Annotated in this window: 29 protein-coding genes; 1 reads left to right on the forward strand and 28 read right to left on the reverse strand. The window is 59.9% G+C overall.

Annotated features, from left to right (window positions below; genetic code table 11):
• Positions 1 to 156: 156 nt before the first annotated feature.
• From FFM81_RS12615 to rpsL, 27 genes are all read right to left on the reverse strand, one after another.
• Positions 157 to 807, reverse strand: coding sequence for an adenylate kinase (locus tag FFM81_RS12615; protein WP_003578673.1), 651 nt, complete (start codon positions 805 to 807; stop codon positions 157 to 159).
• Positions 804 to 2144, reverse strand: coding sequence for a preprotein translocase subunit SecY (secY, locus tag FFM81_RS12620; protein WP_097537345.1), 1341 nt, complete (start codon positions 2142 to 2144; stop codon positions 804 to 806). Before secY ends, FFM81_RS12615 begins: the two co-directional genes overlap by 4 nt.
• A gap of 231 nt (positions 2145 to 2375) precedes the next feature.
• Positions 2376 to 2852, reverse strand: coding sequence for a 50S ribosomal protein L15 (gene rplO, locus FFM81_RS12625; RefSeq protein WP_003573778.1), 477 nt, complete (start codon positions 2850 to 2852; stop codon positions 2376 to 2378).
• Positions 2853 to 2868: 16 nt separating this feature from the next.
• Positions 2869 to 3078, reverse strand: a complete 210-nt coding sequence (gene rpmD, locus FFM81_RS12630; RefSeq protein WP_003573781.1) for a 50S ribosomal protein L30 — start codon at positions 3076 to 3078, stop codon at positions 2869 to 2871.
• A 14-nt stretch (positions 3079 to 3092) separates the two neighbouring features.
• Positions 3093 to 3662 (reverse strand): 30S ribosomal protein S5, encoded by a 570-nt coding sequence (gene rpsE, locus FFM81_RS12635; RefSeq protein ID WP_003573784.1) that lies wholly within the window; start codon positions 3660 to 3662, stop codon positions 3093 to 3095.
• Positions 3663 to 3793: 131 nt separating this feature from the next.
• Positions 3794 to 4156, reverse strand: coding sequence for a 50S ribosomal protein L18 (gene rplR / locus FFM81_RS12640; RefSeq protein ID WP_003573785.1), 363 nt, complete (start codon positions 4154 to 4156; stop codon positions 3794 to 3796).
• A 12-nt stretch (positions 4157 to 4168) separates the two neighbouring features.
• Positions 4169 to 4702, reverse strand: a complete 534-nt coding sequence (rplF, locus tag FFM81_RS12645) for a 50S ribosomal protein L6 (protein ID WP_003573786.1) — start codon at positions 4700 to 4702, stop codon at positions 4169 to 4171.
• Between the two features lie 42 nt (positions 4703 to 4744).
• Positions 4745 to 5143, reverse strand: a complete 399-nt coding sequence (gene rpsH, locus FFM81_RS12650) for a 30S ribosomal protein S8 (RefSeq protein WP_003547562.1) — start codon at positions 5141 to 5143, stop codon at positions 4745 to 4747.
• Positions 5144 to 5155: 12 nt separating this feature from the next.
• On the reverse strand, positions 5156 to 5461 hold the full coding sequence (rpsN, locus tag FFM81_RS12655; RefSeq protein WP_003573787.1) for a 30S ribosomal protein S14: 306 nt from the start codon (positions 5459 to 5461) through the stop codon (positions 5156 to 5158).
• Positions 5462 to 5493: 32 nt separating this feature from the next.
• A complete protein-coding gene (gene rplE, locus FFM81_RS12660) occupies positions 5494 to 6051 on the reverse strand; it encodes a 50S ribosomal protein L5 (RefSeq protein WP_003573788.1) in 558 nt (185 codons plus the stop codon).
• Entirely contained in the window at positions 6044 to 6352 is a 309-nt protein-coding gene (gene rplX / locus FFM81_RS12665; RefSeq protein ID WP_003547559.1) for a 50S ribosomal protein L24, read from the reverse strand. The genes rplE and rplX overlap by 8 nt, the downstream gene beginning before the upstream one ends.
• 11 nt (positions 6353 to 6363) lie before the next feature.
• Positions 6364 to 6732 (reverse strand): 50S ribosomal protein L14, encoded by a 369-nt coding sequence (rplN, locus tag FFM81_RS12670; protein WP_003573790.1) that lies wholly within the window; start codon positions 6730 to 6732, stop codon positions 6364 to 6366.
• 257 nt (positions 6733 to 6989) lie between these two features.
• Positions 6990 to 7229 carry a 30S ribosomal protein S17 gene (gene rpsQ, locus FFM81_RS12675; protein WP_003573791.1) on the reverse strand — a complete coding sequence of 80 codons (240 nt, stop codon included), beginning with the start codon at positions 7227 to 7229 and terminating at the stop codon, positions 6990 to 6992.
• Between the two features lie 12 nt (positions 7230 to 7241).
• Positions 7242 to 7442, reverse strand: a complete 201-nt coding sequence (gene rpmC, locus FFM81_RS12680; protein WP_003547556.1) for a 50S ribosomal protein L29 — start codon at positions 7440 to 7442, stop codon at positions 7242 to 7244.
• 12 nt (positions 7443 to 7454) lie between these two features.
• The gene (rplP, locus tag FFM81_RS12685) at positions 7455 to 7868 is read right to left on the reverse strand and encodes a 50S ribosomal protein L16 (RefSeq protein ID WP_003573792.1); all 414 of its coding nucleotides are present in this window, start codon (positions 7866 to 7868) and stop codon (positions 7455 to 7457) included.
• A gap of 38 nt (positions 7869 to 7906) precedes the next feature.
• Positions 7907 to 8641, reverse strand: a complete 735-nt coding sequence (gene rpsC / locus FFM81_RS12690; RefSeq protein ID WP_003573793.1) for a 30S ribosomal protein S3 — start codon at positions 8639 to 8641, stop codon at positions 7907 to 7909.
• On the reverse strand, positions 8641 to 9030 hold the full coding sequence (gene rplV, locus FFM81_RS12695; RefSeq protein WP_003573794.1) for a 50S ribosomal protein L22: 390 nt from the start codon (positions 9028 to 9030) through the stop codon (positions 8641 to 8643). The genes rpsC and rplV overlap by 1 nt, the downstream gene beginning before the upstream one ends.
• Before the next feature lie 2 nt (positions 9031 to 9032).
• On the reverse strand, positions 9033 to 9311 hold the full coding sequence (gene rpsS, locus FFM81_RS12700) for a 30S ribosomal protein S19 (RefSeq protein ID WP_003573797.1): 279 nt from the start codon (positions 9309 to 9311) through the stop codon (positions 9033 to 9035).
• A 15-nt stretch (positions 9312 to 9326) separates the two neighbouring features.
• Positions 9327 to 10163, reverse strand: coding sequence for a 50S ribosomal protein L2 (rplB, locus tag FFM81_RS12705; protein ID WP_003573799.1), 837 nt, complete (start codon positions 10161 to 10163; stop codon positions 9327 to 9329).
• A gap of 11 nt (positions 10164 to 10174) precedes the next feature.
• On the reverse strand, positions 10175 to 10468 hold the full coding sequence (locus FFM81_RS12710; protein ID WP_003547550.1) for a 50S ribosomal protein L23: 294 nt from the start codon (positions 10466 to 10468) through the stop codon (positions 10175 to 10177).
• Positions 10465 to 11085 carry a 50S ribosomal protein L4 gene (rplD, locus tag FFM81_RS12715; protein ID WP_003573800.1) on the reverse strand — a complete coding sequence of 207 codons (621 nt, stop codon included), beginning with the start codon at positions 11083 to 11085 and terminating at the stop codon, positions 10465 to 10467. The genes FFM81_RS12710 and rplD overlap by 4 nt, the downstream gene beginning before the upstream one ends.
• Before the next feature lie 12 nt (positions 11086 to 11097).
• Complete coding sequence (gene rplC / locus FFM81_RS12720; RefSeq protein ID WP_003573801.1) at positions 11098 to 11739, reverse strand: 50S ribosomal protein L3; 642 nt, start codon at positions 11737 to 11739, stop codon at positions 11098 to 11100.
• A 39-nt stretch (positions 11740 to 11778) separates the two neighbouring features.
• The gene (rpsJ, locus tag FFM81_RS12725; RefSeq protein ID WP_003547547.1) at positions 11779 to 12087 is read right to left on the reverse strand and encodes a 30S ribosomal protein S10; all 309 of its coding nucleotides are present in this window, start codon (positions 12085 to 12087) and stop codon (positions 11779 to 11781) included.
• A 154-nt stretch (positions 12088 to 12241) separates the two neighbouring features.
• The gene (gene tuf / locus FFM81_RS12730; protein WP_003573803.1) at positions 12242 to 13417 is read right to left on the reverse strand and encodes an elongation factor Tu; all 1176 of its coding nucleotides are present in this window, start codon (positions 13415 to 13417) and stop codon (positions 12242 to 12244) included.
• Between the two features lie 68 nt (positions 13418 to 13485).
• A complete protein-coding gene (fusA, locus tag FFM81_RS12735) occupies positions 13486 to 15585 on the reverse strand; it encodes an elongation factor G (RefSeq protein ID WP_003573805.1) in 2100 nt (699 codons plus the stop codon).
• A gap of 29 nt (positions 15586 to 15614) precedes the next feature.
• Complete coding sequence (gene rpsG, locus FFM81_RS12740) at positions 15615 to 16085, reverse strand: 30S ribosomal protein S7 (RefSeq protein WP_003573807.1); 471 nt, start codon at positions 16083 to 16085, stop codon at positions 15615 to 15617.
• Positions 16086 to 16162: 77 nt separating this feature from the next.
• A complete protein-coding gene (gene rpsL / locus FFM81_RS12745) occupies positions 16163 to 16534 on the reverse strand; it encodes a 30S ribosomal protein S12 (protein ID WP_003547537.1) in 372 nt (123 codons plus the stop codon).
• Positions 16535 to 17032: 498 nt separating this feature from the next.
• Here rpsL and FFM81_RS12750 point away from each other — a divergent pair, with 498 nt between their 5' ends.
• Positions 17033 to 17326, forward strand: a complete 294-nt coding sequence (locus tag FFM81_RS12750; RefSeq protein WP_003573810.1) for a hypothetical protein — start codon at positions 17033 to 17035, stop codon at positions 17324 to 17326.
• Positions 17327 to 17473: 147 nt separating this feature from the next.
• On the opposite strand, the gene rpoC is transcribed toward FFM81_RS12750, so the two are convergent.
• Positions 17474 to 21682 carry a DNA-directed RNA polymerase subunit beta' gene (rpoC, locus tag FFM81_RS12755; RefSeq protein WP_003573811.1) on the reverse strand — a complete coding sequence of 1403 codons (4209 nt, stop codon included), beginning with the start codon at positions 21680 to 21682 and terminating at the stop codon, positions 17474 to 17476.
• Positions 21683 to 21685: the final 3 nt, after the last annotated feature.

Here is a 21685-nt window from a genome sequence, read left to right on the forward strand (position 1 = left end):
GCTCGTTCAGATTTACGTCCGCAACATGTCAAAACGACCGCACCCGGACTTCCCTGGGAAATCCGCGCCGATCGCATGGAATGTCGCGAGTTGGCGCGGTGTTTAGCGGAATCAGTGCTGAAAAGCAACCGTTCCGCCAAGTTTATTTTCAAAGCCTTAAAGCTTGGAAAGAATGCTTTCCACCTCGGCCGTCACCTGATCGATCTCCGCCATGCCGTCTACGGACCTGAGTTTGCCCTTGGCATGGTAATAGCCGATCAGCGGTGAAGTTTCCTTGTAGTAGACCTGCAGCCGAGCCGTCATGGTCTCCGGGTTGTCGTCAGGACGGCGCTTGAAGTGCGTGGAACCGCACTTGTCGCACACGCCTTCGGCAGCCGGGACCTTATCGGTATCGTGATAGACGCTGCCGCACTGTGCGCAGGAGTAGCGACCTGCAACACGACGGACCAGTTCCTCATCGTCGACACGGAATTCGACGACGACGGAGAGGCTGAGACCCTTTGCCCTCAGCATCGCTTCGGTGGCATCCGCCTGGACGAGCGTCCTCGGGAAACCGTCGAGAATGAAGCCGTTGGCGCAATCGGGCTGATCGATTCGCTCGGAGACGATGGCGATGACGATCTCATCCGAGACAAGTTTGCCGGCATCCATCACCGCCTTGGCGCGCTTGCCGACATCCGTGCCGGCATTGACCGCTGCGCGCAGCATGTCCCCCGTGGAAAGCTGCGGAATGCCGTGCTTTTCCACGATCCGCTGGGCCTGGGTTCCCTTACCCGCGCCCGGCGGCCCTAAAAGGATAAGTCTCATCGCCCCCTCTTTCCTCCACGCAACTTCGATTTCTTGATCAGGCCTTCGTATTGCTGCGCGATCAGGTGACCCTGGATCTGTGCAACCGTATCAAGAGTTACGCTAACCACGATCAAAAGCGAAGTCCCACCAAGGGATAATGGAATGCCGGTTTGCGACACCAAGATCTCCGGAAGGATGCAGACGAAGACGAGATAGATCGCGCCGATCACCGTGATTCGGGTCAGCACATAGTCGATATATTCGGCGGTGCGCTCGCCAGGGCGGATGCCGGGAATGAAGCCGCCATGCTTCTTCAGATTGTCGGCCGTGTCCTTCGGATTGAAGACGATGGCCGTATAAAAGAAGGCGAAGAAGGCGATCAGCGCCGCATAGAGCACCATGTAGAGCGGCTGGCCATGGCCGAGCGCCGCAACGATCGACGTCGCCCAGGAGGGCATTGCCGTGTTGTTGGCAAAGCCCGCAAGCGTTGCCGGCAGCAGCAGCAGCGACGAGGCGAAGATCGCCGGAATGACGCCCGAAGTGTTGAGCTTCAGCGGCAGGTGCGAGGTATCGCCCTGGAACATGCGATTGCCGACCTGGCGCTTCGGATACTGGATCAACAGCCGGCGCTGCGCCCGCTCGACGAAGACGATGACGCCGATGACGCCGATCGCGACGATGATGACAAGCAGGATGAGGAAGGTCGACAGCGCGCCGGTGCGGCCGAGCTCGAGCGTGCCGGCAAGAGCTGTCGGAAGACCGGCGGCGATGCCGGCGAAGATGATCAGCGAGATGCCGTTGCCGATGCCGCGCGAGGTGATCTGCTCGCCGAGCCACATCAGGAACATCGTGCCGCCAAGCAGCGTCAGAACGGTGGAAACCCGGAAGAACCAGCCCGGATCGACGACGAGGCCCTGGCCGCTCTCAAGACCGGCGGCAATGCCGTAGGCCTGGAGCGCACCGAGGATGACCGTGCCATAGCGGGTATACTGGTTGATGATCTTGCGGCCCTGCTCGCCCTCCTTCTTAAGGTTTTCGAGCGCCGGCACGACCGATGTCATCAGCTGCACGATGATCGAAGCAGAGATATAGGGCATGATGCCGAGCGCGAAGATCGCCATGCGCTGCACGGCGCCGCCCGAAAACATGTTGAAAAGGCCGAGAATGCCGCCTGACTGGCCGCGGAAAGCCTGGGCATAGGCTTCGGGATTGAGGCCCGGAAGCGGAATATGGGTGCCGAGCCTGTAGACGAGGAGAGCTGCCAGTGTGAACCACAGGCGCTTCTTCAAATCCTCGGCTTTGGCAAAGGTCGAAAAATTGAGGTTGGATGCCAATTGTTCCGCTGCAGAAGCCATGCGATTCTCCGCGCTACCAATTCCGGCGTCTCTAGGGATAGGCCGGCCCGGAATCAGTATGAAAATTATTCAAAACCGGGTTCAGTACGGATTGCAGCGCAACCCCATGCCTCACCCTTGTTTTAGTCTTACCGGCATGACGCGGGCGCGCCAGCCAAGTTTTTGTGAGGCCCACATATGGGAGCAAAATCGCCCGGTGTGAAGCACCCCGGGCGATATATCATCAGATTATTATTCGGCTGCAGCCGGAGCCGAAAGCAGCGTCACGGCGCCGCCGGCCTTTTCGATCTTCTCGACGGCAGGCTTGGAAGCGCCTGCAACGACGATGGTGATCTTTGCCTTGAGCTCGCCGTCGCCGAGAACGCGAACGCCGTCCTTGGCGCGACGAATCACGCCGGCTGCCTTGAGAGCAGCTGCGTCGACGGTCGCCTTGGCATCGAGCTTGCCGGCGTCGATCGCCGCCTGAATGCGAGCCAGCGATACAACAACAAAATCGGAAGCGAAAATGTTGTTGAAGCCGCGCTTCGGCAGGCGACGATAGATCGGCATCTGGCCGCCTTCGAAGCCGTTGATGGCGACGCCCGAACGGGACTTCTGACCCTTCACACCGCGACCACCGGTCTTGCCCGAGCCCGAGCCGATACCGCGGCCGAGGCGCTTGCGGCTGTGAGTCGAGCCTTCGTTGTCTTTAATTTCATTGAGTTTCATGAGCGTTTCCTCCGTCTCACTTCTCGTCGACGACGCGAACGAGATGCTGGACAGCACGGATCATGCCACGAACGGAAGGAGTATCCTCCAGCGTGCGGCGACGATGCATCTTGTTCAGTCCGAGACCGATCAGCGTGCGCTGCTGAACGTCCGGACGGCGAATCGGGCTGCCGACCTGTTCGATCGTGACAGTCTTCGCTTCAGCCTTCTTGGTAGCCTTGGCCATCTGTCAAACTCCTCTTATTCTTCAGAGGCGTTGCCGGAGGCGCTACGACGAGCCTGCAGCGTTGCATACTTGATGCCGCGCTGAGCTGCGATGTCCTTCGGGTGAACCTGGTGCTTCAGAGCGTCGAAAGTGGCGCGAACCATGTTGTAGGGGTTCGACGAGCCAGTCGACTTGGCGACGACGTCGTGCATGCCGAGCGTTTCGAACACGGCGCGCATCGGACCGCCGGCGATGATGCCGGTACCGACCTTGGCCGAGCGCAGCAGAACCTTGCCGGCGCCGTGGCGGCCATGAACGTCGTGATGCAGCGTACGGCCGTCACGCAGCGGTACGAAGATCAGTTCGCGCTTGGCGGCTTCGGTTGCCTTGCGGATGGCTTCCGGCACCTCGCGTGCCTTGCCATGGCCGAAGCCAACGCGGCCCTTCTGGTCGCCAACGACGACGAGTGCGGCGAAACCAAAACGACGGCCGCCCTTGACGACCTTGGCGACGCGGTTGATCGCGACCAGCTTGTCGACGAATTCGCTATCGCGCTCTTCACGGCTCTGGCGGTCTTCCCGCTGCGGCCTTCTTTCCTGTGCCATTGTCCTCTTCCTTTTTCTTTTCCGGGTGCAATCGGCAAACGAATGTGGACCGCATCAGCCTCCCCTTCCGGAGAGTGCCTGCGGTCCGGCGAAAATCCGGCCGGCGCTGAAAGCGTCCGGCCGGAAACTGATCAGAAGGTGAGACCGCCTTCGCGGGCCGCATCGGCGAGAGCCTTGATGCGGCCGTGATAGATGAAGGCGCCACGGTCGAATACGACCTCGGTGACGCCCGCCTTCGAAGCGCGCTCTGCAACGAGCTTGCCGACGAGGGCAGCTGCTGCGGTGTCAGCACCGGTCTTCAGAGAACCGCGCAGATCCTTATCGAGGGTCGATGCAGCGGCAAGCGTCTTGCCGGCAACATCGTCGATAACCTGAGCGTAGATGTTCTTCGAGGAGCGATGAACCGACAGGCGCGGACGGCCGTTGGCCACCGACTTGAGATGACGGCGCACGCGGTTGGCACGACGTGCAAGTGCTTCTTTCCTGCTAGCCATTTCGCGTGATCCTTACTTCTTCTTGCCTTCTTTGCGGACGATCCGCTCGTCAGCGTACTTGACGCCCTTGCCCTTGTAGGGCTCAGGACCGCGATATTCGCGGATTTCGGCGGCGACCTGACCGACCTGCTGCTTATTGATGCCGGAGACAACAATTTCAGTCGGCTTCGGAACGACGATCGTGATGCCGACCGGCGGTTCATAGATCACGTCATGGCTGAAACCGAGGGCCAGCTGCAGGTTCTTGCCCTGCAGCGAGGCGCGGTAACCGACGCCGTTGATTTCGAGCTTGCGCTCAAAGCCGTCCTTGACGCCCTTGAAGATGCCTTCGATCATCGTGCGGGACATGCCCCACTTCGAACGTGCATCCTTGGTCTGGTTTACGGGCGTCACGACGACCGCGTTGTTTTCGAGCTTGAGGCTGATTTCGTCGTTAGCAACGAAAAACAGCTCGCCCTTCGGGCCCTTTGCAGTGACCTTCTGGCCATCGACCGTAGCCGTGATCCCAGCAGGCACCTGAACGGGCTTTTTACCGATACGAGACATGTTTCAATCCTGTCTGTTCGCTATGGAGATCTCTGCCCGATCTTAGAAGACCGAGCAAAGAACCTCGCCGCCAACGTTCTGTTCGCGAGCCTGGTGATCGGCCATCACACCCTTCGGAGTCGAAAGGATGGTGATGCCGAGGCCGTTCGCGACCTGCGGAATGGACTTGACCGAGACATAAACCCGGCGGCCCGGCTTGGACACACGGCCGATCTCACGGATCACCGATGCGCCTTCATAATATTTCAGCTCGATGCTGAGCTCCGACTTGCCATTGCCGAAATCGACAACGGAATAGCCACGGATGTAGCCTTCGGACTGCAGAACATCGAGAACACGTGCACGGAGCTTGGACGCAGGCGTCGAGACCGACGACTTGCGGCGGGAAGCGCCGTTACGGATACGGGTGAGCATATCGCCCAACGGATCAGTCATTGTCATGTAACCTGCTCCTTACCAGCTCGACTTGACGATACCCGGCACCTTGCCGAGATTGCCCAGTTCACGCAGCGCAATACGCGACATGCGCAGTTTGCGGTAATATGCGCGCGGACGCCCCGAGACTTCGCAACGGTTGCGAATACGGGTCTTCGATCCATCACGCGGCAGGGATGCCAGCTTGATCGAGGCCTTGAACCGCTCTTCGATCGGAAGAGCCTGGTTCATGATGATCGCCTTCAACGCAGCCCGCTTAGCGGCCTGGTTGGCGACCGTAGTACGGCGGCGCTTGTTCTTTTCAACTGCGCTTGTCTTCGCCATGTCAGGTTCCTTTTCTACGCTCGTCGTTACGGTTATTGACGGAACGGGAAGCTGAACTCTTTCAAAAGAGCCCGCGCTTCGTCGTCGGTCGTCGCCGTCGTGCAAACGATAATGTCCATGCCCCACATCTGATCAACCTTGTCGTAGTTGATCTCAGGGAACACAATGTGCTCCTTGATGCCCATGGCGAAGTTGCCACGGCCGTCAAAGCTTTTCGGGTTCAGGCCGCGAAAGTCGCGAACGCGCGGCAGCGCGATGTTCACGAGACGGTCCAGGAACTCATACATGCGGGCGCCGCGCAGGGTGACCTTCGCGCCGATCGGCATCTGTTCGCGGACCTTGAAGCCTGCGATGGAGTTGCGGGCGCGGGTGATGACCGGCTTCTGGCCGGCGATCGCTGCGAGGTCGGCGGCAGCTACCGTCGGCTTCTTCGAGTCAGCGGTTGCTTCGCCGACACCCATGTTGATCACGATCTTGTCGAGCTTCGGGATCATCATCTCGTTGGCGTAGGAGAACTGCTCCTGCATCGCCTTGCGGATGCGCTCGACATATTCCTTCTTGAGCCGCGGCTCGTATTTTGCCTCAGCCATCGATCACTTCTCCAGAACGCTTGGCCACACGGACCTTCTTGCCGTCAACAACCTTGAAACCGACGCGGGTCGGCTTGCCGTCCTTGTCGATGATTGCAACGTTGGACAGGTGAACCGGGGCTTCCTTGTTGATGATGCCGGCTTCCTGGGTCTGCGTCTGGCGCTGATGGCGCTTGACGACGTTGACGCCACGAACAACGGCACGATCTTCCTTCGGCATGACCTGGACAACTTCGCCGGTACGGCCCTTGTCCTTGCCAGCGAGCATGACGACCTTGTCGCCCTTACGAATCTTCTGCATCGCTTTGCTCCTTACAGTACTTCGGGAGCCAGCGAGATGATCTTCATGTGGTTCTTGGCGCGAAGTTCGCGCGGAACCGGTCCGAAGATACGGGTGCCGATCGGCTCTTTTTTGTTGTCGATGAGGACTGCTGCGTTGGTGTCGAAGCGGATCACAGAGCCATCCGGACGACGGATGTCCTTGGCGGTGCGAACGACAACCGCCTTCATCACGTCACCCTTCTTCACACGGCCGCGCGGGATCGCTTCCTTGATCGAAACGACGATGACGTCGCCGATCGAGGCATACTTGCGCTTCGAGCCGCCCAGCACCTTGATGCACATGACACGACGTGCGCCGGAATTATCCGCGACGTCGAGGTTTGTTTGCATCTGAATCATATCAGGTCGCCTTCTTGGTTTACCGGAATGGTTGGGCTAGCCCCCTACTCCGGCTTATGAAAATTTTCGCCGGCCGAGCTGCCATGACGGCAGCACAGACACGGCAATGCTGAATAGCGCGGGATCGATCGTGCCAGGGTGGTTTCCCGAAGGACCTTCCGTGCGCTCAAAGCAAAAGAACGCCCGGCATTCGAGCGTTCTGACGCTGCTTCATACAGATATTTCGGCGAGACGCAAGGCCTCGCACAAAATTCTGTTTACTGACCCTGGGCGGAAATGACCGTCCAGCGCTTGTCCTTGGAGATCGGCGCGCATTCCTCGATGGATACGGTATCGCCAATCTTGTACTGGTTGTTCTCGTCGTGGGCCTTGTACTTCTTGGAACGACGAACGGTCTTCTGGAGCAGCGGGTGAGCGAAACGACGCTCGACGCGAACCACTACCGTCTTCTCGTTCTTGTCGCCAACGACGACGCCCTGCAGGATGCGCTTCGGCATATTTTTCTTCCTTTAGGCCTTAACTTCTGCCGCCTTCTGGCGGGCAATGGTTTTCACGCGGGCGATGTCCTTGCGGACTTCGTTGATGCGCGAGGACTTTTCGAGCTGGCCGGTCGCCTTCTGGAAGCGCAGGTTGAACTGCTCCTTCTTCAGCTTGGCAAGCTCGTCCTTGAGTTGGTCGGCGGTGAAACCGCGAACATCTGAGGCTTTCATGAGCTCAATCCCTTACTCTGCAATGCGCTGAACGAAGCGCGTCTTGACCGAGAGTTTGGCAGAGCCGAGACGAAGCGCCTCACGGGCGATTTCTTCGCTGACACCGTCGATCTCGAACATCATACGGCCGGGCTTGACCTTGCATGCCCAGTATTCAACGGAGCCCTTACCCTTACCCATGCGGACTTCGGTCGGCTTAGCGGTTACCGGAACGTCCGGGAACACGCGGATCCACACACGGCCGGCGCGCTTCATGTAACGCGTGATCGCACGGCGAGCCGCTTCGATCTCGCGTGCATTGACGCGGTTGGGTTCCTGAGCCTTCAGGCCGAATTCGCCGAATGCCAGGTCAGAACCACCCTTGGCGACACCCTTGATGCGGCCCTTGAATTGCTTGCGGTACTTAGTACGCTTTGGCTGCAACATTTTCTTACTTCTCCGAGCTTATCTTTCGCCAGCGCTAATTACGCGTTGTCGCGTTCGCGGCGACGATCGCCACGGTCGCGTTCGCGGCTTGCCGGACCCTGTGCGTCGCCTTCCAGCGCGCGACGTTCGGAAGCCATCGGATCGTGCTCAAGGATTTCGCCCTTGAAGATCCAGACCTTGATGCCGCAGATACCGAATGCGGTTTCTGCTTCGGCCGTGCCGTAGTCGATGTCGGCGCGCAGCGTGTGCAGCGGCACACGACCTTCGCGGTACCATTCCGTACGGGCGATTTCAGCGCCGCCGAGACGACCAGCGCAGGTGATCTTGATGCCTTCGGCGCCAAGACGCATCGCGGACTGAACAGCGCGCTTCATGGCGCGGCGGAAAGCCACGCGGCGCTCGAGCTGCTGGGCGATCGACTGAGCGACCAGCGTTGCGTCGACTTCGGGCTTGCGCACTTCAACGATGTTGAGGTGCGTTTCCGAATTGGTCATGTCCGACAGCTTCTTGCGGAGCTTGTCGATGTCTGCGCCCTTGCGGCCAATGATCAGGCCCGGGCGTGCCGAGTGGATCGTGACGCGGCACTTCTTGTGCGGACGCTCGATGACCACCTTGGATATCCCGGCCTGCTTCAGTTCGCTCATGACGAACTTGCGCATCTTCAGGTCTTCGTGCAGCAGCTGGCCGTACTCGGCATTGTCCGCGAACCAGCGGCTATCCCAGGTACGGTTGATGCCAAGACGGAAACCGATTGGATTGATTTTCTGACCCATTATGCGGCCTCCTCTACTGCCTGCACTTCACGAACGACGATCGTCAGGTGCGCGAAAGGCTTCTCGATGCGCGACGCGCGACCGCGGCCACGAGCGTGGAAACGCTTCATGACGATCGACTTGCCGACATAGGCCTCGGCGACGACGAGAGCGTCGACGTCGAGATCGTGGTTGTTCTCGGCGTTGGCGATCGCGGATTCGAGCGTCTTCTTGACGGCTCCTGCGATGCGCTTGCGGGAGAACTCCAGCTCAGCGAGTGCGCGCTCGACCTTCTTGCCGCGGATAGCCGCAGCAACCAGATTGAGCTTCTGGGGGCTGACGCGGAGCGTGCGGGCGACTGCTTGCGCCTCGTTGTCCTTCAGCCGGCGTTCGGCTTTTGCCTTGCCCATTGTTACTTCCTCTTCGCCTTCTTGTCCGCGCCGTGACCGTAGTAGGTGCGGGTCGGAGAGAATTCACCGAATTTGTGGCCGACCATGTCTTCATTGACGCTGACCGGGATATGCTTGCTGCCGTTGTAGACGCCGAAGGTAAGACCGACGAACTGCGGCAGGATCGTGGAGCGACGGCTCCAGATCTTGATCACTTCTGCACGTCCGCCTTCACGAACCTTCTCAGCCTTCTTGAGAAGATAGCCGTCAACGAACGGACCTTTCCATACTGAACGAGCCATTGGAGACTTCCTCTCTTACTTCTTACGCTGATGACGCGAGCGCATGATCATCTTGTCGGTCGACTTGTTCGACCGGGTGCGCTTGCCCTTGGTCGGCTTGCCCCACGGTGTCACCGGATGGCGACCACCGGAAGTGCGGCCTTCACCACCGCCGTGCGGATGGTCGACCGGGTTCATGACGACACCGCGGTTATGCGGACGCTTGCCGCGCCAAACGGTACGACCGGCCTTGCCGTCGTTGATATTGGCGTGGTCCGGGTTGGAGACGGCGCCGATCGAAGCAAGGCAGGAGCCATGAACGAGACGCTGTTCACCAGAGTTCAGGCGAAGGATCGCCATGCCCTGGTCACGGCCGACGAGCTGTGCGTAGCCACCGGCGGAGCGAGCGATCTGACCGCCCTTGCCCGGCTTCATTTCCACGTTGTGGATGATGGAGCCGACCGGGATGAACTGCAGCGGCATGGTGTTGCCGGGCTTGACGTCGACAGCCTTCTCGGAAGCGATGACCTTGTCACCGGCAGCGAGGCGCTGAGGAGCGAGGATATAAGCCTTCTCGCCGTCGGCATAGGTTACCAGCGCGATGAAAGCCGTGCGGTTCGGATCGTATTCGATACGCTCGACCGTGCCTTCGACGTCGAACTTGCGACGCTTGAAGTCGATCAGACGATAGGTGCGCTTGTGACCGCCGCCGATGAAACGGGCGGTGATGCGACCGAGGTTGTTACGACCGCCGCTCTTGGTCAGGCCTTCCGTCAGCGCCTTGACCGGCTTGCCCTTGTAGAGGGCCGAACGGTCGACGATGACCAGCTGGCGCTGGCTCGGGGTGATCGGATTGAATGTTTTCAATGCCATTTTCTTATACCTCAGAGACCGGTGGAGACGTCGATCGTCTGGCCTTCAGCCAGGGTCACAACAGCCTTCTTCACGTCCTTCTGCTTGCCGACGAAACCGCGGAACCGCTTGGTCTTGCCCTTGCGCAGCAGAGTGTTGACGGCCGTAACCTTGACGCCGAACAGCGCCTCGACAGCAGCCTTGATTTCCGGCTTCGTCGCCTGCTTGGCGACATTGAAAACAACCTGGTTGTTTTCGGAGACCAGCGTGGACTTTTCGGTGATCGCCGGAGAGACGATCACATCGTAGTGGCGAAGATCGGTCACTTGAATCGCTCCTCTAGCGCTTCAACCGCAGCCTTGGAAAGCACGAGCTTGCCGCGGCGCACGATGTCGTAAACGTTGATGCCCTGGATCGGCAGAACATCGATGTTCGGGATGTTCTGGGCTGCGAGCTTGAAGTTGCCGTCAAGTTCTGCGCCACCGATGAAGAGGGCGTTGGTCAGGCCGAGCGTCTCGAATACAGACGCAAGAGCCTTGGTCTTGGCTTCAGTTGCAACCAGGTTGTCGATGACGATGACGTCATCGGCCTTGATCTTGGCCGAAAGAGCGTGGCGCAGGCCGAGTGCACGAACCTTCTTCGGAAGGTCATGCTCGTGGCTGCGGACGACCGGGCCGTGAGCCTTGCCGCCGCCGCGGAACTGCGGAGCGCGAGCTGAATGGTGGCGGGCGCGGCCCGTACCCTTCTGCTTGTACATCTTGGCGCCGGTGCGCGAAACTTCAGCGCGGCCCTTTGCCTTGTGGGTGCCCTGCTGCTTCTTGGCAAGCTGCCAGCGGATGACGCGGGCGAGAATGTCTTCGCGGGGCTCGAGGCCGAAAATCGCATCAGAAAGAGAAACCTTCCCTGCGTCTTTTCCCTCGAGGGTCTTGACGTTGAATTCCATTGGTCCGGCTCCTTACTTCGCTGCCGACTTGACGGCATCGCGCACGATGATCCAGGCACCCTTGGAACCGGGCACTGCACCCTTGATCAGGATCAGACCGCGATCTTCATCGGTCGAAACCACTTCCAGGTTCTGAGTCGTAACGCGCGTCTGGCCCATGTGACCAGCCATCTTCTTGTTCTTGAATACCTTGCCCGGATCCTGGCGCGAGCCGGTCGAACCGTGCGAGCGGTGCGACACCGACACACCGTGCGTGGCGCGCAGACCGCCGAAACCATGGCGCTTCATGGCGCCGGCAAAACCCTTACCGATCGTCGTGCCCGTCACGTCGACGAGCTGACCGGCCGCAAAGTGACCGGCCTTAAGCTCAGTACCGATCTCCAGAAGATTATCTTCCGAGACGCGGAATTCCTGAAGCTTCGCCTTCGGCTCGACGTTGGCGACAGCAAAGTTGCCGCGCATCGCCTTCGACGTGTTCTTCACCTTCGCCTGGCCGGCACCGAGCTGAACTGCGGTATAGCCATTCTTTTCGACAGTACGCGTGGCAACGACCTGGACGGCCTCCATGCGCAGTACCGTTACCGGGACATGCTCACCGGCGTCGTTATAGACGCGGGTCATTCCCACCTTCTGTGCAATCACACCTGAACGCATCGGTTCAATCCTTCTCACTCAGCCCGAAGACCCGAGGTCTCAGAGCTTGATCTCAACATCGACACCGGCGGCGAGATCGAGCTTCATCAGCGCGTCTACCGTCTGCGGGGTCGGGTCAACGATATCGAGAAGGCGCTTGTGCGTGCGCATCTCGAACTGTTCACGGCTCTTCTTGTCGATGTGCGGGGACCGATTGACCGTAAACTTCTCGATGCGGGTCGGAAGCGGAACGGGGCCCCGGACGCTTGCACCGGTGCGCTTAGCCGTCGATACGATCTCGCGCGTGGAGGCATCGAGAATCCGGTGATCGAACGCCTTCAGGCGGATGCGGATATTCTGGCCGTTCATTCGACTTTATCCTTGTGTCTGTTATCCGCGTGTCACCATTCAGGGACACGACTTACCTTCAGTTACGTTAGCGGGCCACCGGTTTCAAAGATCGAGAGGGACACCGAGATCGGCGTCCCCATCCTTTCCTTGGGCCTGGTGGCCCAGCCGCTAATTACTCGACGATCGAAGCAACGATACCGGCGCCGACGGTGCGGCCGCCTTCGCGGATGGCGAAGCGCAGCTTTTCTTCCATCGCGATCGGAACGATCAGCTCGACAGCAACGGTGACGTTGTCGCCCGGCATAACCATTTCCGTGCCTTCCGGCAGCGTCACGATGCCCGTGACGTCCGTCGTGCGGAAGTAGAACTGCGGACGGTAGTTGGTGAAGAACGGCGTATGACGGCCACCCTCTTCCTTCGTCAGGATGTAGGCTTCGGCCATGAACTTCTTGTGCGGCTTGACAGAGCCCGGCTTGCACAGGATCTGGCCACGCTCGACGCCGTCACGGTTCACACCGCGAACCAGTGCGCCGATGTTGTCGCCGGCCTGGCCCTGATCGAGCAGCTTGCGGAACATTTCAACGCCGGTCACCGTCGTCTTCGAGGTCGCGCGGATGCCGACGATCTCGACTTCTTCGCCAACCTTGACAATGCCACGCTCGACGCGGCCGGTCACAACCGTACCACGGCCCGAGATCGAGAACACGTCTTCGATCGGCATCAGGAACGGCTGGTCGATCGGGCGCTCAGGCGTCGGGATGTAGGCGTCGACCGCAGCCATCAGCTCGCGGATCGCGTCTTCGCCGATCTTCTTGTCGCTGTCTTCGAGAGCGGCCAGTGCCGAACCCTTGACGACCGGGATATCGTCGCCCGGGAAGTCGTAGGACGACAGCAGTTCGCGAACTTCGAGCTCGACCAGTTCGAGAAGCTCGGCGTCGTCAACCTGGTCGACCTTGTTCAGGAACACCACGATCGCCGGAACGCCGACCTGGCGGGCCAGCAGGATGTGTTCGCGCGTCTGCGGCATCGGGCCGTCAGCGGCCGAGCACACCAGGATCGCGCCGTCCATCTGGGCAGCACCGGTGATCATGTTCTTGACGTAGTCGGCGTGGCCGGGGCAGTCGACGTGCGCGTAGTGGCGGGCCGGCGTCTCATATTCGACGTGGGCCGTCGAAATGGTGATGCCACGGGCCTTTTCTTCCGGAGCAGCGTCGATCTGGTCGTACGCCTTGAACTCACCGAAGTACTTCGTGATCGCTGCCGTCAGAGACGTCTTGCCGTGGTCAACGTGGCCGATCGTGCCGATGTTGACGTGCGGCTTGTTGCGCTCAAACTTACTCTTTGCCATTTTCGGCTCTCCATTTTGCTAGTCCCCGAGGGGATCTAATTCTTGTTATCGGTCAATTGGTATTCCGGTCACTTCTGACCGGAATACTTTGCCTGGATTTCTGTTGCGACGTTCGACGGGACCGGCGAATAGTGATCGAAGGTCATCGTGTACTGGGCGCGGCCCTGAGACATGGAGCGCAGGTTGTCGACGTACTTGAACATGTTCGCGAGCGGCACGTTCGCGTTGATGACGACAGCGATACCACGGCTTTCCTGGCCCTGGATCTGACCGCGACGGGAGTTCAGGTCGCCGATGACGTCGCCGACATAATCTTCCGGGGTAACGACTTCGACCTTCATCATCGGCTCGAGCAGCTGAGCGCCGGCCTTCTTGGCTGCTTCACGGAAGCAGGCACGCGATGCGATTTCGAAGGCGAGAACCGAGGAGTCGACGTCGTGGAAGGCGCCGTCGATGAGGGTCGCCTTGACGCCGAGCATCGGGAAGCCAGCAAGCGGACCCGAAGACAGGACGCTTTCGATGCCCTTCTGGACGCCGGGGATGTATTCCTTCGGAACGGAACCACCGACGATCTTCGATTCGAACTTGAATTCGTCGCCTTCCGGGTTCGGTTCGAAGACGATCTTGACACGCGCGAACTGGCCGGTACCGCCAGACTGCTTCTTGTGCGTGTAGTCTTCTTCGTGCTGGCGCGTGATGGTTTCGCGGTAGGCAACCTGCGGCGCACCGACGGTTGCTTCGACCTTGAATTCACGACGCATGCGGTCGACGATGATGTCGAGATGCAGTTCGCCCATGCCGGCGATGATGGTCTGGCCGGATTCCTGGTCGGTCTTGACGCGGAAGGACGGATCCTCAGCAGCCAGGCGGTTGAGCGCGAGGCCCATCTTTTCCTGGTCGCCCTTGGTCTTCGGCTCGATGGCGATCTGGATGACCGGCTCGGGGAATTCCATACGCTCGAGGATAACCGGCTTCAGCGGATCGCAGAGCGTGTCGCCGGTCGTGGTTTCCTTGAGGCCAGCGAGAGCGACGATGTCGCCTGCGAAGGCTTCTTCGATGTCTTCACGCGAGTTGGAGTGCATCTGCAGCATGCGGCCGACGCGCTCGCGCTTGTCCTTGACCGTGTTCATGACCGACGCGCCCTTTTCGAGCTTGCCGGAGTAGATGCGGGCGAAGGTCAGCGAACCGACGAAGGGGTCGTTCATGATCTTGAAGGCGAGCATGGAAAGCGGCTCGCTGTCGTCGGCATGACGCTCGATGTCAGCTTCCGTCTTGAAGTCGATGCCCTTGATCGCCGGGATGTCCATCGGCGACGGCAGGTAGTCGACAACGGCGTCGAGCAGCGGCTGTACGCCCTTGTTCTTGAAGGCGGTGCCACAGAACATCGGATGGAACTTGACGTCGATCGTGCCGCGGCGAACCAGCGCACGGATCTGATCGTTGTCGGGCAGAATGCCTTCGAGATAGGCTTCCATCGCGGCTTCGTCGATGTCGACAACCGTTTCGATCAGCTTTTCGCGGTATTCTTCAGCCTTGGCCTTCATGTCCTCGGGGATCTCGACGACATCCCACTGGGCGCCGAGCGACTCGTCGCGCCAGATGAGAGCGTTCATCTCGATCAGGTCGATGACGCCCTTGAATTCGGTTTCCGCACCGATCGGCAGCTGCATGACGACAGCCGTTGCGCCGAGACGGGTCTTGATCATCTCGACGGAGCGGTAGAAGTCAGCGCCGGTCTTGTCCATCTTGTTGCAGAAGATCATCCGCGGGACATTGTACTTCTCGGCCTGACGCCAGACGGTCTCCGTCTGCGGCTCAACACCGGCGTTGGCATCGAGCAGCGCGATGGCGCCGTCGAGAACGCGCAGCGAACGCTCGACTTCGATGGTGAAGTCGACGTGGCCGGGGGTGTCGATGATGTTGAAGCGGCGCATCTTGCCGTCACGGCCCTTCCAGAAGGTCGTGGTGGCAGCGGAGGTGATCGTGATGCCACGCTCCTGCTCCTGCTCCATCCAGTCCATGGTGGCTGCGCCGTCGTGGACTTCGCCGATCTTGTGCGACTTGCCGGTGTAATAAAGAATACGCTCGGTGGTCGTGGTCTTGCCGGCGTCGATATGCGCCATGATACCGAAATTACGGTAGTCTTCGATCTTATATTCGCGAGCCATTGTGGACTGCCTTTCGATACCGTTCGGAATTACCAGCGATAGTGCGAGAACGCACGGTTGGCGTCAGCCATCTTGTGCGTGTCTTCGCGCTTCTTGACGGCGGAGCCGCGGTTGTTGGACGCATCGAGCAGTTCGCCGGACAGGCGATCGATCATGGTGGTTTCATTACGCTTACGGGCAGCAGCAATCAGCCAGCGAATGGCGAGAGCCTGGCGGCGCTCCGGACGAACATCAACCGGGACCTGATAGGTCGCACCACCGACGCGGCGCGAGCGAACTTCAACGTGCGGGGCAATGTTGTCGAGCGCAGAATGGAATACCGTGAGCGGCTCCTGCTTGGACTTGCCCTGGACGACGTCGAAGGCGCCATAGACGATGTTTTCAGCAACGGACTTCTTGCCGTCGAGCATGATGGCATTCATGAACTTGGTGACGACGAGGTCGCCGAACTTCGGATCCGGATTGATCTCGCGCTTTTCTGCTTTATGACGTCTGGACATACTTTTCGTCTCTTCAACCGTTAAGGCGCTTCATCACGCGGAGGACCTCGCGCAGCGCCGGATTATTCAAAACCGAATTACTTCGGACGCTTCGCACCGTACTTGGAGCGGCGCTGCTTGCGGTTCTTGACACCCTGGGTATCGAGAACGCCGCGGATGATGTGATAACGGACACCCGGAAGGTCCTTGACGCGGCCGCCACGGATCATGACGACAGAGTGTTCCTGAAGGTTGTGACCTTCGCCGGGGATGTAACCAATGACTTCGAAGCCGTTGGTCAGGCGGATCTTTGCGACCTTACGCAGAGCCGAGTTCGGCTTCTTCGGCGTCGTCGTATAGACGCGCGTGCAAACGCCGCGCTTCTGCGGGTTCTCCTGGAGTGCGGGAACCTTGTTACGCTTTACGTTCGCCTGGCGAGGCTTGCGGATCAGCTGGTTTACGGTAGGCATTCAACCATCCCTTACGTTTTATCTCAGTACCCTTGCGGGCTTGAACTCGCGCCGTCTCCGGCAGTGACGCATGCTTTCCGTCAATGCGCAAAATATGGCCCGATCCGCTTCCGCAGATGGACCACAAGGAGCAGAGGACGCATAAAAAATGCGTCGTGCGTGCAGCATCATGACTTCAACGTGCGTTTAGAACCTTGTTTGAGGTGAACTTCAGGGCGCGTCGCCCCGAACAGCCAAGCCTCACATGGGATCTGATGGCCGGGGTACTACTGGTTTCCACCCCTCTCGTCAAGGCCGGTTAAGAAATAAACTCGCCGTATCGCCTTGATCTGCGGGCCTAACGCCCTGATTTCATCCTTCTAGACGAAATGGCAGCCGTGCACCAAGATAAAAACTTGGGCATCGCGGCAAAAGCAGTTAAGGAATCAGCAATTGCGGCGTGCGGCCCTCACAGCAGGATTCGAGCGACCGAATCGTCAAAGAGCCGAAGGACAGGCGATGATTACGACACCCGATAACGACAATAATTTCGATGGCCCGATGATCTTCATCATTATCGGCAAGGGCTATGAGTCCGACGACAGCGAGGGCATCGACCTGCACATCATGCTGAAGGCGCCCGACGACGACACGGCCGTGCGCGAGGCCTTGAACGCGCTTGCCGAGGAAGGCTTCATCGAGGCCGATCTCGACCAGATCGGCATGCTGACCGAGGTGCCTGCCGAAGAGCCGCACGCCTCTGCCTACCAGGGTGCGGTCGACGGCGAGGTCGCGATCATCCGGTTCAACTGAAGGGCGCCGCCACTTAGGCTGCCGGTCGCCAAAGCAGCATAAGTGGAATGAGCGCCTTCCCTGCCCCGGACCAACCAACACCGACCAAAACAAAAACCGCCCGGATCGCTCCGGGCGGTTTTTCAATTGGTGGACTTCAGCTGCGGATTATTCCGCAGCCGGAGCCTTTTCGGCCATGTCCTGCAGCATCGGCGTGGCAACGGCAGCACCGGAGCCCTTACGGCGCTCTTCGAGGATCAGCTCGTCGCGCGACGTAGCGATACGGCGGATCTGGGTCATGGTGCCGCCAGTGCCGGCCGGGATGAGGCGGCCGACGATGACGTTTTCCTTCAGACCCTGCAGACCGTCGGTCTTGCCGGCGATCGCAGCTTCCGTCAGCACCTTGGTCGTTTCCTGGAAGGATGCGGCCGAGATGAAGGACGGGGTCTGCAGCGACGCCTTGGTGATGCCGAGAAGAACCGGATCGCCATAGGCGGGCTTCTTGCCCTGTTCGATCAGGTGATCGTTGACGTCTTCGAGCTCGATCCGGTCGACATTGTCGCCGACGATATAGGTCGAGTCGCCTGCATCGGTGATCTCCACCTTCTGCAGCATCTGACGGACAATCACCTCGATGTGCTTGTCGTTGATGACAACGCCCTGCAGGCGGTAGACTTCCTGGATCTCGTTGACGAGGTAGGAGGCCAGAGCCTCGACGCCCTTGATCGCCAGGATGTCGTGCGGAGCCGGGTTACCGTCGAGGATGTAGTCACCCTTTTCGATATAGTCACCTTCCTGAAGGTGGAAAGGCTTGCCCTTCGGGATCAGGTATTCGACAGGCTCGACACCGTCTTCCGCCGGCTCGATGATGACGCGGCGCTTGTTCTTGTAGTCGCGGCCGAGGCGGATCGTACCATCGATCTCTGCGATGATGGCGTGGTCCTTCGGACGGCGGGCTTCGAAGAGCTCGGCAACACGCGGCAGACCACCGGTGATGTCCTTGGTCTTGGCGCTTTCCAGCGGCGAACGCGCAAGCACGTCACCCTGGGAGACCTTGGTGCCTGGCTCGACCGACAGGATCGCATCGACTGAGAGCAGGAAGCGGGCGTCACCACCACGCGAAAGCTTGGCGACATTGCCGCTGGCATCCTTGATGACGATCGCCGGCTTGAGGTCCGAACCGCGCGGGGTCGAACGCCAGTCGATGACCTGACGCTTGGTGATGCCGGTGGATTCGTCGGTTGCTTCCAGAACGGAGAGACCGTCGACCAGGTCTTCGAACTGAACGGTACCAGCCACTTCGGTCATCATCGGACGGGTGTAAGGATCCCACTCCGCCAGACGCTGGCCGCGCTTGACCTTGTCGCCTTCGTCGACATGCAGCTTCGAACCGTAGGCCACACGCTGCGAAGATCGTTCCACGCCACGCTCGTCCAGGATCTGGACGGTCATGTTGCGGCCCATGGCAACGAGGTTGCCATCGGAGTTGCGCAGGATGTTGCGGTTCTTGATCTGCACCGTACCTTCGTACGAGGCTTCCAGGAACGACTGGTCGACCACGGTGGCCGTACCGCCAAGGTGGAAGGTTCGCATGGTGAGCTGGGTGCCCGGCTCGCCGATCGACTGAGCCGCGATGACGCCGACGGCTTCGCCCATATTGACAGGCGTACCACGGGCCAGGTCGCGGCCGTAGCAGACCGAGCAGACGCCCGTCTGGATTTCGCAGGTCAGCGCCGACCGGATGCGGATCGACTGGATACCGGCCTTCTCGATCTCGATGACATCGGGCTCGAGGATCATCTTGCCGGCATCGACGATGCGCTCACCCGTGACCGGATGATCGATGTCATCGAGCGCCGTGCGGCCGAGGATGCGGGCGCCGAGCGAGGCAACCACCTGACCGGCATCGACGATGGCGGTCATGGTGAGGCCGGTTTCAGTGCCGCAATCGACGTGCGTGACGATGCAATCCTGCGCGACGTCGACAAGACGGCGGGTCAGGTAGCCGGAGTTGGCGGTCTTCAAGGCGGTGTCTGCCAGCCCCTTGCGGGCGCCGTGCGTCGAGTTGAAGTACTCGTTGACGGTCAGGCCTTCCTTGAAGTTCGAGATGATCGGGGTCTCGATGATTTCACCCGACGGCTTGGCCATGAGGCCGCGCATGCCGCCCAGCTGACGCATCTGGTTCGGAGAACCGCGGGCGCCGGAATGGCTCATCATGTAGATCGAGTTCATCGGCTTCTGACGACCGGTCTTGTCGTCGAATTCGACCGCCTTAATGCGGGCCATCATCTCTTCGGCGACCTTTTCGGTGGCTTTGCCCCAGGCGTCGACAACCTTGTTGTACTTTTCGCCCTGGGTGATCAGGCCGTCATTATACTGCTGCTCGTATTCCTTCACCAGGCTTTCGGTGTCGGCAACGATCTTGGCCTTGGCATCCGGAATGACCATGTCGTCCTTGCCGAACGAAATGCCGGCGCGGCAGGCATGGGAGAAGCCGAGCTGCATGATGCGGTCGCAGAAGATGACCGTGTCCTTCTGGCCGCAGTGACGGTAGACCGTGTCGATCATCTTGGAGATGTTCTTCTTGGTCATTTCCTGGTTGCAGATGTCGAAGGGAACCTTGCCGTTCTTCGGCAGCAGTTCGCCGATGAGCAGACGGCCAGGCGTCGTCTCATAGATCTTCGAGTAGGGCTTGCCATCCTCGTCGACCGACTTGAAACGGCCGCGGATCTTGGTGTGCAGTGTCACGACCTTGCTTTCGAGGGCGTGATGCAGCTCGCCGAGATCGGAGAAGGCCATGCCTTCGCCCGGCTCGTTCTGGTTCAGGATCGACAGGTAATAGAGGCCGAGAACCATGTCCTGCGAGGGAACGATGATCGGCGCGCCGTTGGCCGGATGCAGGATGTTGTTGGTGGACATCATCAGCACGCGGGCTTCGAGCTGGGCTTCGAGCGACAGCGGCACGTGAACGGCCATCTGGTCACCGTCGAAGTCGGCGTTGAAGGCCGTGCAGACGAGCGGATGCAGCTGGATCGCCTTGCCTTCGACCAGGGTGGGTTCGAAGGCCTGGATGCCCAGGCGGTGCAGCGTCGGTGCGCGGTTCAGGAGAACCGGATGCTCGCGGATAACCTCATCGAGGATATCCCAGACTTCGGGCTTTTCCTTTTCGACCAGCTTCTTGGCCTGCTTGACGGTCGAGGAATAACCCTTGGCGTCGAGGCGGGCATAGATGAACGGCTTGAAGAGCTCGAGCGCCATCTTCTTCGGCAGACCGCACTGGTGCAGCTTCAGTTCCGGGCCGGTGACGATAACCGAACGGCCGGAATAGTCGACGCGCTTGCCGAGCAGGTTCTGGCGGAAGCGTCCCTGCTTGCCCTTCAGCATGTCGGAGAGCGACTTCAGCGGACGCTTGTTGGCGCCGGTGATGACGCGGCCGCGACGGCCGTTGTCGAACAGCGCGTCAACCGATTCCTGCAGCATGCGCTTTTCGTTGCGGATGATGATGCCAGGCGCACGAAGCTCGATCAGGCGCTTCAGACGGTTGTTACGGTTGATGACGCGGCGGTAGAGATCGTTCAGGTCCGAGGTCGCGAAACGGCCGCCGTCGAGCGGAACCAGCGGACGCAGGTCCGGCGGGATGACCGGAACGACCTTCATGATCATCCATTCCGGACGGTTGCCCGACTCCATGAAGTTCTCGACGATCTTCAGGCGCTTCATCAGCTTTTTCTGCTTGAGATCCGACGTGGTGTCGGCAAGCTCGGCGCGCAGGTCGCCAGCGATCTTTTCGAGGTTCATCGAGGCCAGCATCTCGTAGATCGCCTCAGCGCCGATCATCGCGGTGAACTGGTCTTCGCCGTATTCGTCAACGGCGAGCATATACTCTTCTTCCGAGAGGAGCTGGTGCTCCTTGAGGGCAGTCAGGCCCGGCTCGGTGACGATGTAGTTTTCGAAATAGAGGACGCGTTCGACATCCTTCAGCGTCATGTCGAGCAGCGTCGAGATGCGCGACGGCAGCGACTTCAGGAACCAGATGTGGGCAACGGGAGCGGCGAGCTCGATATGGCCCATGCGCTCACGGCGAACGCGCGACAGCGTGACTTCGACGCCGCACTTTTCGCAGATGATGCCCTTGTACTTCATGCGCTTGTACTTGCCGCACAGGCATTCGTAGTCCTTGATGGGCCCGAAGATGCGCGCGCAGAACAGACCGTCGCGTTCCGGCTTGAACGTGCGGTAGTTGATGGTTTCCGGCTTCTTGATCTCACCGTAGGACCAGGAGAGGATCTTCTCCGGCGACGCGATCGAAATCCGAATGGAATCGAAATTCTGTGCAGGCACCTGCGGATTGAAAAGATTCATGACCTCTTGGTTCATGCC

Origin of the sequence: Rhizobium hidalgonense, assembly GCF_005862185.2 — a bacterium.
In the GTDB taxonomy this organism is placed as follows: Bacteria; Pseudomonadota; Alphaproteobacteria; order Rhizobiales; family Rhizobiaceae; genus Rhizobium; species Rhizobium hidalgonense.

Excerpts from the sequence above, each read along its gene's own strand:
- FFM81_RS12615 (WP_003578673.1), bottom strand. The coding sequence starts at position 807 with ATGAGACTTATCCTTTTAGGGCCGCCGGGCGCGGGTAAGGGAACCCAG.
- secY (WP_097537345.1), bottom strand. The coding sequence starts at position 2,144 with ATGGCTTCTGCAGCGGAACAATTGGCATCCAACCTCAATTTTTCGACC.
- rplO (WP_003573778.1), bottom strand. The coding sequence starts at position 2,852 with ATGAAACTCAATGAAATTAAAGACAACGAAGGCTCGACTCACAGCCGC.
- rpmD (WP_003573781.1), bottom strand. The coding sequence starts at position 3,078 with ATGGCCAAGGCTACCAAGAAGGCTGAAGCGAAGACTGTCACGATCGAA.
- rpsE (WP_003573784.1), bottom strand. The coding sequence starts at position 3,662 with ATGGCACAGGAAAGAAGGCCGCAGCGGGAAGACCGCCAGAGCCGTGAA.
- rplR (WP_003573785.1), bottom strand. The coding sequence starts at position 4,156 with ATGGCTAGCAGGAAAGAAGCACTTGCACGTCGTGCCAACCGCGTGCGC.
- rplF (WP_003573786.1), bottom strand. The coding sequence starts at position 4,702 with ATGTCTCGTATCGGTAAAAAGCCCGTTCAGGTGCCTGCTGGGATCACG.
- rpsH (WP_003547562.1), bottom strand. The coding sequence starts at position 5,143 with ATGACAATGACTGATCCGTTGGGCGATATGCTCACCCGTATCCGTAAC.
- rpsN (WP_003573787.1), bottom strand. The coding sequence starts at position 5,461 with ATGGCGAAGACAAGCGCAGTTGAAAAGAACAAGCGCCGCCGTACTACG.
- rplE (WP_003573788.1), bottom strand. The coding sequence starts at position 6,051 with ATGGCTGAGGCAAAATACGAGCCGCGGCTCAAGAAGGAATATGTCGAG.
- rplX (WP_003547559.1), bottom strand. The coding sequence starts at position 6,352 with ATGCAGAAGATTCGTAAGGGCGACAAGGTCGTCATGCTCGCTGGCAAG.
- rplN (WP_003573790.1), bottom strand. The coding sequence starts at position 6,732 with ATGATTCAGATGCAAACAAACCTCGACGTCGCGGATAATTCCGGCGCA.
- rpsQ (WP_003573791.1), bottom strand. The coding sequence starts at position 7,229 with ATGCCGAAGCGCATCCTGCAGGGCGTCGTCGTTGGCGACAAGAACGAG.
- rpmC (WP_003547556.1), bottom strand. The coding sequence starts at position 7,442 with ATGAAAGCCTCAGATGTTCGCGGTTTCACCGCCGACCAACTCAAGGAC.
- rplP (WP_003573792.1), bottom strand. The coding sequence starts at position 7,868 with ATGTTGCAGCCAAAGCGTACTAAGTACCGCAAGCAATTCAAGGGCCGC.
- rpsC (WP_003573793.1), bottom strand. The coding sequence starts at position 8,641 with ATGGGTCAGAAAATCAATCCAATCGGTTTCCGTCTTGGCATCAACCGT.
- rplV (WP_003573794.1), bottom strand. The coding sequence starts at position 9,030 with ATGGGCAAGGCAAAAGCCGAACGCCGGCTGAAGGACAACGAGGCGCAA.
- rpsS (WP_003573797.1), bottom strand. The coding sequence starts at position 9,311 with ATGGCTCGTTCAGTATGGAAAGGTCCGTTCGTTGACGGCTATCTTCTC.
- rplB (WP_003573799.1), bottom strand. The coding sequence starts at position 10,163 with ATGGCATTGAAAACATTCAATCCGATCACCCCGAGCCAGCGCCAGCTG.
- rplD (WP_003573800.1), bottom strand. The coding sequence starts at position 11,085 with ATGGAATTCAACGTCAAGACCCTCGAGGGAAAAGACGCAGGGAAGGTT.
- rplC (WP_003573801.1), bottom strand. The coding sequence starts at position 11,739 with ATGCGTTCAGGTGTGATTGCACAGAAGGTGGGAATGACCCGCGTCTAT.
- rpsJ (WP_003547547.1), bottom strand. The coding sequence starts at position 12,087 with ATGAACGGCCAGAATATCCGCATCCGCCTGAAGGCGTTCGATCACCGG.
- tuf (WP_003573803.1), bottom strand. The coding sequence starts at position 13,417 with ATGGCAAAGAGTAAGTTTGAGCGCAACAAGCCGCACGTCAACATCGGC.
- fusA (WP_003573805.1), bottom strand. The coding sequence starts at position 15,585 with ATGGCTCGCGAATATAAGATCGAAGACTACCGTAATTTCGGTATCATG.
- rpsG (WP_003573807.1), bottom strand. The coding sequence starts at position 16,085 with ATGTCCAGACGTCATAAAGCAGAAAAGCGCGAGATCAATCCGGATCCG.
- rpsL (WP_003547537.1), bottom strand. The coding sequence starts at position 16,534 with ATGCCTACCGTAAACCAGCTGATCCGCAAGCCTCGCCAGGCGAACGTA.
- FFM81_RS12750 (WP_003573810.1), top strand. The coding sequence starts at position 17,033 with ATGATTACGACACCCGATAACGACAATAATTTCGATGGCCCGATGATC.
- rpoC (WP_003573811.1), bottom strand. The coding sequence starts at position 21,682 with ATGAACCAAGAGGTCATGAATCTTTTCAATCCGCAGGTGCCTGCACAG.